The 9,481-nt window shown below is 68.0% G+C and carries 8 protein-coding genes and 1 pseudogene; 6 read left to right on the plus strand and 3 right to left on the minus strand.

The features are described 5' to 3' along the window. Positions 1 to 256: 256 nt before the first annotated feature. The gene (locus Q5762_RS23420; RefSeq protein WP_315894169.1) at positions 257 to 2,872 is read right to left on the minus strand and encodes a tyrosinase family protein; all 2,616 of its coding nucleotides are present in this window, start codon (positions 2,870 to 2,872) and stop codon (positions 257 to 259) included. Next, on the minus strand, positions 2,869 to 3,180 hold the full coding sequence (locus tag Q5762_RS23425; RefSeq protein WP_315894170.1) for a hypothetical protein: 312 nt from the start codon (positions 3,178 to 3,180) through the stop codon (positions 2,869 to 2,871). The genes Q5762_RS23420 and Q5762_RS23425 overlap by 4 nt, the downstream gene beginning before the upstream one ends. Before the next feature lie 306 nt (positions 3,181 to 3,486). Here Q5762_RS23425 and Q5762_RS23430 point away from each other — a divergent pair, with 306 nt between their 5' ends. The 5 genes from Q5762_RS23430 to Q5762_RS23450 all read left to right on the plus strand — a co-directional run bounded on the left by Q5762_RS23430 (position 3,487) and on the right by Q5762_RS23450 (position 7,611). Then, positions 3,487 to 4,089, plus strand: a complete 603-nt coding sequence (locus Q5762_RS23430; protein WP_315894171.1) for a recombinase family protein — start codon at positions 3,487 to 3,489, stop codon at positions 4,087 to 4,089. A gap of 198 nt (positions 4,090 to 4,287) precedes the next feature. Continuing rightward, positions 4,288 to 4,530 carry a hypothetical protein gene (locus tag Q5762_RS23435; protein WP_315894172.1) on the plus strand — a complete coding sequence of 81 codons (243 nt, stop codon included), beginning with the start codon at positions 4,288 to 4,290 and terminating at the stop codon, positions 4,528 to 4,530. Positions 4,531 to 4,551: 21 nt separating this feature from the next. Beyond that, the gene (locus Q5762_RS23440) at positions 4,552 to 5,985 is read left to right on the plus strand and encodes a DUF692 family multinuclear iron-containing protein (protein ID WP_315894173.1); all 1,434 of its coding nucleotides are present in this window, start codon (positions 4,552 to 4,554) and stop codon (positions 5,983 to 5,985) included. 236 nt (positions 5,986 to 6,221) lie between these two features. Beyond that, positions 6,222 to 7,406 (plus strand): hypothetical protein, encoded by a 1,185-nt coding sequence (locus Q5762_RS23445; RefSeq protein WP_315894174.1) that lies wholly within the window; start codon positions 6,222 to 6,224, stop codon positions 7,404 to 7,406. A gap of 58 nt (positions 7,407 to 7,464) precedes the next feature. After that, positions 7,465 to 7,611 (plus strand): hypothetical protein, encoded by a 147-nt coding sequence (locus Q5762_RS23450; RefSeq protein WP_315894175.1) that lies wholly within the window; start codon positions 7,465 to 7,467, stop codon positions 7,609 to 7,611. A gap of 359 nt (positions 7,612 to 7,970) precedes the next feature. Here Q5762_RS23450 and Q5762_RS23455 read toward each other — a convergent pair. Further along, a pseudogene (locus tag Q5762_RS23455) lies at positions 7,971 to 8,312 on the minus strand (PTS fructose transporter subunit IIB); the annotation flags it as partial. Between the two features lie 417 nt (positions 8,313 to 8,729). Here Q5762_RS23455 and Q5762_RS23460 point away from each other — a divergent pair. Further along, positions 8,730 to 9,481, plus strand: a 752-nt coding sequence (locus Q5762_RS23460; protein ID WP_315894176.1) for an adenosylhomocysteinase, incomplete at its 3' end; no start/stop codon positions are given.

Raw genomic sequence — 9,481 nt, forward strand, 5'->3', positions numbered from 1 at the left:
GTGACCGCCTCCGGCGTAGTGGAACTCGTCGCCGGTCAGGCAGTTCGCTTCACTGTCGGTTCCCAGCCCGTCGCAGTGCTGTGTGCTGAGCCTCATGAAGACCGTGGTCGCGTGCGGACCGACGCTGAGCTGTCGATGCCCGGTCTTCACCTAGAAGGCCGGGCATCGGCGTACAGACAACGGGTGTCAGTCAAGCACGGCGCCAGCTACACGGAAGGGCAGATGACCCGCAGCTGGTAGCTCGGTCAGGCGTGGTTCAGCGGTTCTCGATCTCGTCGGAACCCAGCACATGCCCCGGCGGCTCGTTGCCGCCCATCACCACGGCGGCGCTGAGCTGCTGTTCCCTGGTGAACCTTGCCTGTCCATGCGTGTGCCCGCGGGCCCGGATCCGGGCCCGCCAGACGCCTGTCATCGCCGCCGTGAGCTCACCCGCGAAGGCACCAGGCAACTCCTCGTCGAGCGGTACGCGCATCAGGACACCGTCGGGACGCGTCACCTCCGCCATCACCTCTGCGCGGCCTTCGACCGGCAAGCCATACTCGGTTAGTACGGCGTCGATGCGGAGGGTGGCGCCCGGTTCCATGCTTGACTGGGTGACTCGGGCGCCGAAACGCAGATTGCTCCAGGAGCTGACGGAGACGCTATAGCGCGGACCGTGGGCCATCAGCCGTTCCAGATCGGTACCGCGTGCCGGATCCTCCTCGAGCGCCGCCCTGAGCCTGGCGATCTCCTCGCGGAGAGCGTCCTCGTCGACGCGTAGCCGCACCTGCCAGGTCCCACCATGGGCACCGGCCCCCACGGGCAGGGGCAACCCGAAGCGGCAGAAAGTCATGTTGGTGCCGCGCTCGACGGTCGCGCCGAGCGAGGCGAGATCGGCTTCGGAGATCAGCTCGCCCGCTGGCGTCTCCAGCACGAGGTCCACCGCCGGTACGTCCACCAGGAGGGTGACGGTCGCCTCGATGTCCGCCTCGGTGAGCCGGAACGGGACCCGGACCTCCTCCCCGGCGGCGATGACCCCCGACGGGTCGGTCACCACGCTGTCGTTGGTGGCCGAGACGAGGATCTGCTGGAAGTACTTGGACAGCCGGAAATAGCTGTCGGTGTCGGTGCCGAGCGCGTCGGTGAGCAGCAGATAGCCGCCGGTCCCGTTCGTCAGCTTGGTCAGCGCCGGGGCGCTGACCTGCTGTGCGGCGCCCAGGCCGATGGCGAACGTCCGTGCGTCGATCAGGCCGCTGACCTCGTCGAGGAACTTCGGCTGGTTCTCCAGACCGTCGGTAAGCACGACGATCGCCGAGTCGGTGAAGGAGCTGCCGTTCGCCGCCAAGAGCTGGTGGGCGGCTTCCACTCCGTCCCCGATGGAGGTACTGCCGCCGGGTGCCAGGCCGTTGACCGCCGCCAGTACGTCGGCGCGCTGGCTGAGTAGGGGTCCGAAGGGCGCGAGTTTCACCCCGGAATGCGCGTCCTGGTCGAAGCTCACCATCCCCGCCCCGGAGGCGTCGCGGATCAGCTCGACGCACCGTGAGGCTGCCTCGTGCAGTACCTGCATACGGGTGGGGCCGGTACCCGCCGGCAGGCTCATGCTGCCGGACTTGTCCAGGGCGAAGGCGACCCCGGTGGTCGGCCGCTGGACCGTGTTGGCCGTAAGGACGAAGTCGAAGACCTCGCCGGTCTCCACACAGCGGATCTTTACGCCGCCGTTGGCGGCCGCCCCCGGAGCCGCCGCGCCGGTGAAGGCGAACCAGACCCGGGCCAAGTCGAAGTGCGCGTTGTCCACCACCGGCGTATGGGTCACCGACCCGCCCAGTGAGGTGAGTGCGTAAGGCGCGGCCGGTCCGCTGCCGGGCACGACCTCAAGGGTGACCGGCGAGCCGGCCCGGATCCGGAAGACGGCCGCCTGCCAGGTGGTTTCCAGCGTCGGGACGTCGTGGAAGTTCACCGTGAGGGAGACCGCCTCGACCAGCGGTGGGTCCGTGTCGTAGATGAAGCCGAGGGTGCGCCGGTAGTCGAGCGAGCGGGCGGGCGTCGGGTCGACGGTGGTGAGGTGCTGGATCTGGTCGCCGAGGTTGTGCCCGGCGGGACCGCCGCTTGCCGGAAGGTACGGGGCCGCATGCGTGTGCTGCCAGCGGGCCCATAGGCGGTCGACATTGCAGTGGTGGAGGAAGAAGACGGGATCGTTGGGCGAGGTGCCGGGGCCCATGTCCCCGCCGACCCACACGTGAACCCGGTTGTGCAGCTGCGAGCCGCTCTCGGGGGGCACGGCAAGCCAGCCCTCCAGACGATTGCGGAAGCCGTCGTCACTGCTCAGATCCCAGGGGGTCTTGTCGTAGACCGTCCAGTTCAGGATGGCGTCTTCCACCTGAGCCGCGGTTGGGAACGCGGGACTGTTTCCCAGGTTCCGCTGGATCCCGCCTGGCCGGGGTACGAGGGCGCCCGCCGCGTTCTTGAACAGAGCGGTCCAGCCAGCGAAGGGCCCCGTGGTCACCTCGTTGTTGGGGCCGTCGCCGTCGCCGCCCACGTACACCGGTCCGGCGGCCGGGTTCGTGTTCCACAGCTTTGCCGCGGCAGGGTTCGCCTCGTCGGCGGACCAGTCCCAGTATGGGAGGGTGACGTTCGGCTTCTTCTTCTGGAGCAGCAGTTCCAGTTCGCGGCAGAAGTAGCGGTGCCAGGGGAGAAACGCCGGTCCCCTATGTGCGACATTGCGCACGTCCTCGTTCGGGATCTCCCCGGTCATGGGGGTCGCGGTCATCATCGCGTGGTGGTGCCGGCGGATGAAGCCGTCGTAGCTCCCGTCGGCCTTGATCTCGTTGAGCGCGGCCTGGAAATCGGCGAGCTCCTGCGGGGTCAGGTTGTAGATGTTCTTGCGGATGTTCACCGGTTACCTCCCCCGCCGTGCCGGTGGTGATCGTGGCCTGGCCCCCCGCTGCCGTGGCCTCCGCCACCATGACCCCCGCCACCGAGGGTCCAGGTCCTCCCCTCCGTCTCCAACAGGGACTCAACGAGCGCGTCGATCGTCGGGAAGCCGGTGAACTGGTTGGCGAGCTGGCTGTGATACTCGCCGTTGACGTAGGTGACTTTGATGGGCGTGCCGTTCAGCTGGAGTCCGATCCCGCCGCCCTCCGTCGTGATCTGGACGTCCACGCCCCGGCTCACGTAGTGGCTGCTTCCTGGTGTGTCGGGCACATCAGCTCCCTCGCTATGGACTCACGGGCGGGTCTGACTTCGGTGGAGATGTTCGATTGCCGTTGCATTGTGCGATCGCTCCGTGGCTCCTTGCTGTGACGCGCCGTCGCGGTACTGGCCTTCACCCGAACGGCATCGGAATGAAGTCCTGAGCGACAAGGCGCATGACGCCTCACTGGCGAAGTGTCGGCAAACGACCGTCTGCCGACACTCGGCGCCGTGATCACGAACCCGCAGGTGGGCAGTGTCGGCAACTCGCGTCGACAATCAATGTCGGAGAACGGTCCGGCCGATAGATTCCGACACATGCTCATCGGCTACGCGCGGGTCTCGACCGCCGACCAGAACCCCGATCATCAGATCGACGCCCTGCTGCGAGCCGGCATCGACCGCGACAACATCCACGTCGACGCCGCGAGCGGCGCGAAGGCATCCCGCCCAAAGCTGGACCTCGTCATGCAGCTGCTACGCGAGGGCGACACATTGAAGGTCACCCGGCTCGACCGGCTCTCCCGCTCCGTGCTGCACCTGGTGACCCTCGGCGCCGAACTGCGCGAGCGCGGCATCGGGCTGCACGTCATCGAGCAGGGCATCGACACCTCCACGATGGAGGGCCGTGCGATGTTCGGGATGCTGTCCGTGCTCGCCGAGCTCCAGCGGGAGCTGATCGTGGCGAACACCAACGATGGGCTCGCCTCCGCGCGGGCCCGCGGCCGGGTCGGCGGACGCCGGCCCAAACTCACCGAGGACCAGGCCGCGCTCGCCCAGCAGCTCTACGACGCTCGCGAGAAGACCGTCCAGCAGATCGCCGACCTGTTCGGCGTGCCCCGGTCGACGGTGTACGGGCACCTCGACAAGACCAAGACCGTGCCCCGGCAGCCGAAGAAGACCGCGGTTACGAAGCCCTGACCGCTACTTTGCCGCTGGTGTCCGAGCTAGGAGTCCAGGGCCGACACTGTGAGGCGACCGGGTGATTGGTCACTCTCCGACGGCACTCAGGCGCGCCTCATCACCGAGCGTGACGACGTGTCGCATGATGACCATACGAGGGGCGCATGCGCATGAGCTCCATTGGAGCCGGCTGCGGCCAGAACGGAAGGATTGGACATGTCGAACGAGACAGTCAGAGGACCTTTGCCCGATCCGTGGCGGCCCGTCAACATCACCGTGCCGGTGTCGGTGGCGAACAATCTCGATCAGATGCAGGGCGTGATCAAGGATGTGATGACGCAGCTGGGGTGTCCCACCTGCCATTCGGGGCGTGATCTGCGCATCAAGATCGCCACGGACTTCGTCGTCAACCCGGCCGGCCAAGTGCAGCAGGGGTTCGATGTGTCCTTCGGTGGTTAGCGGGCCATGAGGCGGCTCGGTGTGGGGCTCACCTACGTATCCGGCCTCGACAGGATCCTCGACGCATGCGCCGACCTGTTGGATGTCGTCGAGATCGAACCGCAGACCCTCTGGCGGTTGCGGACAGACGGCGTGATTTCGACCGATGAAGAGGCGCTGCGCCGGCTGGCGGATCTGCCGGGCGCCAGGCTGCTGCACGGAGTTGGCAACCCCGTCGGGGGTTGCCAACTGCCCGACCGCCGCCACATCGCACTCTTCGGGGAGCTCGCCGAGCGGCTTGCCACGCCGTGGGTGAGTGAGCACCTGGCGTTCAACCAAGTCGGAGGTAAGGAAAACGGCTTCCACACCGGCTTCATGCTTCCGCCATGCCAGACGTCCAGCGGTGTCCAGTACGGCATCCGGTCGATCCGAGCAATGGCAGACGCGCTCCCCGTGCCGCTTGCGGTGGAGATCGGCGCCAACTACCTCCAACAGCGCCCGAATGAGCTCCCGGACGGCGAGTTCATCTCCCGCGTGGTCGAAGGAAGCGGCTGTGGCCTGCTGCTCGATCTGCACAACGTCCTCGCCAACGAACGAAACGGCCGTTGCAGCGTGGACGAGCTGCTCGCCGCTCTGCCGCTGGAGCGAGTCTGGGAGGTCCATCTCGCCGGCGGCCTCGCGCATCGCGGCTACTGGCTGGACGCCCACAGTGGCCTGCCCGACGACGCCCTGCTGTCCCTCGCCGAACGAATCCTGCCCCGCCTGCCGTCGCTCCGAGCGGTCCTGTACGAGGTGACTCCATCAGCCGTACCGCAACTCGACACGCAGGCCGTCCGTGAGCTGCTGAACCGGGTACGCTCGATGTGGCCGGTCACCCCCGGGGCTCTGCTGCCTCCTTTGCCCACTCCGCGTCTGGCGGGCGACTCGGGCGGCAGCTGTGGCGAGGACACGCCGACACCGCTGGAGTGGGAGCACGCTCTTGGCAACTTGGCGATCGAGCGCGACACAAATACCCCACTGGCACGGCAACTGTCGACCGACCCCGGCATCGGACTGCTTCGTGAACTCATCACCGAGTTCCGCGGCAGCGCCTTGACCGGCACCCTCCGCTATACGCTGCGACTGCTGCTTCTCACCCTTGGCGATGCCAGGGTGCGTGAACTCCTCGAGGCCTACACGCGCGCCCACCCCCCGCGCCTCTTCGCCTCGCAAGAGGCGTTTGAGTTCGCGGACTACCTGCGCCTCATCCGCCCGGCGGTCCCGTGGCTGAGCGATGTACTCGAGCTCGACTGCGGCCTCATCCGGGCGCAACTCGACCGCAAGCCCTATACGGTGAGCCTCGACAGCGACCCGACCGCCCTGCTGACAGACCTGGGGGCGGGACGCCTGCCTGTAGCTCCCCGCCGTGGGCCGTTCCGAGTGCAGCTCGTCGACGACGGCCAGACCGCGGTAGGCGCACCGACGGGCCACTTTTGATGTGGCTGAGCACGGAAGTTGTCACCCGCGAGCTGCCCCGACCTCGTTCTCCGAGGCGATGTGAGCAGGATTGCTGTCACCGAAGGTGCATCGCTCTCTCACCGACACCCCGTCACCTTCCGTGACTGCAAAACCACTTCAGTCGTCAACGACACGCCGCGCACCTGGCCTACGTGCCGCCCTGACCTGCGTCAACGCCATCACTCTTCGCGACTCAACCACGGAGGCAGGTGCTCATGTCCGAGATCCTCATCAACACCAGCACGGCAGGCAGCCAGCAGCACCCCACGGTCGCCGACCTCTTCGGCACCCACTATCTGATCTGCTGGAGCGACCAGAACGACGGCACCATCAGGGGCCATGCCTACCAGGCGAACGGAACCCCCACGGGCTCCGAATTCGTCGTCAACGGGACTGCCCGGAACCCGGTGCGGCGCACGCGCCCGACCGCCACGAACACCCCCTTCGGTCCGGTGGTCGCCTGGATCGAAGAGCCGACGACACCCGGTCAGCACTACGTGAAGGTCCAGCGGTTCGGCCAGACCAGAAACAGAGTCGGCGACGAGATCAAGGTCAGCAGCCACGAGATCGACCCCATGTACCACCCAGCCCTGACCAACGTGAGCGACGGTTTCGTCGTGGCCTGGATCGACTCGCGCTTCGACCACCGCATCCGGGCGCGGCGTTTCGGCCCCGACGGAGCGCCGGTCGGAGCCGAATTCCAGATCAACACCGGCGACGGCTTCCACGAGAGCCCCATCGCGACCACGCTGGGCGGCGGCAACTACGTCATCGCCTGGCGCACCGGCCCCGAAGGAGTGGGCGGCGGGCGGCTCGCCTTCCGTATCTTCGAGCCCGACGGCACGGCGGTGACGGGCGAGGTCAGGCCCAACCTCTCCGGATTCACCCGCCCGAAGGCCATCACCGCCCTGCACCAGCCCTTCTTCGAGGGCGGCCAGCTGGTGCTCGGCAGCAACTTCGCCCTCGCCTACGTCCGGGCTCTCCCGAACGACCAGAGCAGGGTGTACGCCGGCGTGTACGGGGTCGACGGAACGGAGCAGGTGATCGCGGTGCCCGCGACCGACGCGCCCGGCATCACCTCCTCGTCCCCGGCCCTGGCCACCCTGTCGAACGGGAAGTACCTCGTGTCCTGGGTCCAGAGCGACGGCGCGGGCGTCGCCCCGAGCGTCCGGGCCCGGGTCTTCGACGTCGACCACGGCCCGATCGGTACGGAGGTCAAGGCGGACACCGGTACGGCGACCGAGCGCCGCAACCTGTCCGCCGGAGCGGTCTTCGACGGCGGCGAGGGCGACACGGCGTTCCTGGCCTGGGCCGACGAGGGCGGGGCGGCCGGCGACACCTCGGGCCTCGCCGTCCGCGGCCGCACATTCACGGTCACCTCGCAGGGCCAGCTGCTGTAGCCATCAGCGCCTCAGCGAAGCCACTGGCTCAGCACCAGAAGTCCTCGCCGGCGGCTTCGTGAACACCTACGAGACATCGGAGGAAGCCCGCGCGGCCCTGGCGCTGCTGCACGACTACACCGAGGTCGACGATCTCCTCTCGGAGGTCGTCCCGTGGTCGACGCCTGGACCCACACCGCCCCGACCGCTGCCCCCGAAACCGTGATCGCTGTCGGGTCGTGGGCGGACCTCGCTGCCGAAGTCCCGTGGGTGCCCGACCGCGACGCCCTGTACGAGCAGCCCGGAGCCCGCACCGCACGCCGCCTCTGGGGGCGAGACCCGCGCCAAGGACGAGGATGCGGGCCGTGTCCGCTACGAACTGGTGCTGTCCGCGGGCTGGCTCGCCCCCACGCTCGGCGGCAACGCGGAGCGCATCGACGCGTACCTGGACGCGCTCGCCTGCAAGGTCATCGACCGTCCTACCGACGCTCCTGACGCGGCCGATCGTACGGTCAGCCGGCGGCGGTCGCCGGGTTCGGGCAGAAACTGTTGTCCCTACGGCACGTTTCCGACGCATTCCGGTTGCCCACCGTGAACGGGCGCACTCCGCACCCGCTCGATCAGCCGCTCCGGATGGTGGATGCCCTCGGCCACCCCCGCGGCCAGCACCCGCTTCCCCACGAACCGGCTGCGGTCCACGTCCTTGTCGGCCGCGATGATGATGCCGTCGGCGTTGTTGACATCGTTGTCAGTCAGGACGTTCTCGGCCCCGATGGATCCCTGCGTCTCCACCTTGATCTCGACGCCGAGCGCTTCCGCGGCCTGCGCCAGCTTCTCCGCCGCCATATAGGTGTGGGCGATTCCGGTCGGACAGGCGGTCACCGCGAGCAGCCTCACCTTCCGCCCCTCACTCGCTGGACTGGTCACAGGCTTCTCCTCGCACTGGCTACTGGTTCCCCGCTGGGGGTCCCGGCTGGTTCCCCAGCATCGTGCCTCAGATGGCAACGCTGTCAAAAGTTCGTAAGGCCCCGGATGACCGGACCACAGGGCCCGACGCCGACCCGATGCCGGACCCGACGCCGACCCGATGTCGAGGCAGGATCCGGCCGAATCCCCATGCCGGGCGGACTGTGGGCCGCCGCCTTGATCGGTGTAGATTCGTGACCAGCCAGACGTCGCTGCTGATGGCGGTCGGGCGGTCCCTTCGTGGACCGACCGAGGGAGAGAGGGCCTCCGACGACTGCACCGCGGGAGTACCCGGGCATTCGTGTGCCCGCTACCCATGTCGCGGTGTCAGGCGCCACAACCGACCCTCGAACCCGATCCATGAGGAGCAGCACAGTCATGACGACTGCCGCCACCCAGCAGGACTTCAAGGTCGCCGACCTGTCCCTGGCCGTCTTCGGCCGCAAGGAGATCACCCTCGCCGAGCACGAGATGCCCGGCCTGATGTCGATCCGCCGCGAGTACGCCGAGCAGCAGCCGCTCGCCGGCGCCCGCATCACCGGCTCCCTGCACATGACCGTGCAGACCGCCGTCCTGATCGAGACCCTGGTCGCCCTCGGTGCCGAGGTCCGCTGGGCCTCCTGCAACATCTTCTCCACCCAGGACCACGCCGCCGCGGCCATCGCCGTCGGCCCGAACGGCACCCCCGACGCCCCCGCCGGTGTCCCGGTGTTCGCCTGGAAGGGCGAGACGCTGGAGGAGTACTGGTGGTGCACGGAGCAGGCCCTGACCTGGCCGAACACGCCCACCGGCGGCCCGAACATGATCCTCGACGACGGTGGTGACGCCACCCTCCTCGTCCACAAGGGCGTCGAGTTCGAGAAGGCCGGCTCGGCCCCGGACCCGTCGACGGCGGACAGCGAGGAGTACGGCTACATCCTCCGTCTCCTCAACCGCACCCTCTCCGAGAACCCGCAGAAGTGGACGCAGCTCGCGTCCGAGATCCGCGGCGTGACGGAGGAGACCACCACCGGTGTCCACCGCCTGTACGAGATGCAGCAGGCCGGCGACCTCCTCTTCCCGGCGATCAATGTGAACGACGCCGTGACGAAGTCGAAGTTCGACAACAAGTACGGCTGCCGCCACTCCCT

The sequence above is a fragment of the Streptomyces sp. P9(2023) genome, from assembly GCF_032436795.1.
GTDB lineage: Bacteria > Actinomycetota > Actinomycetes > Streptomycetales > Streptomycetaceae > Streptomyces.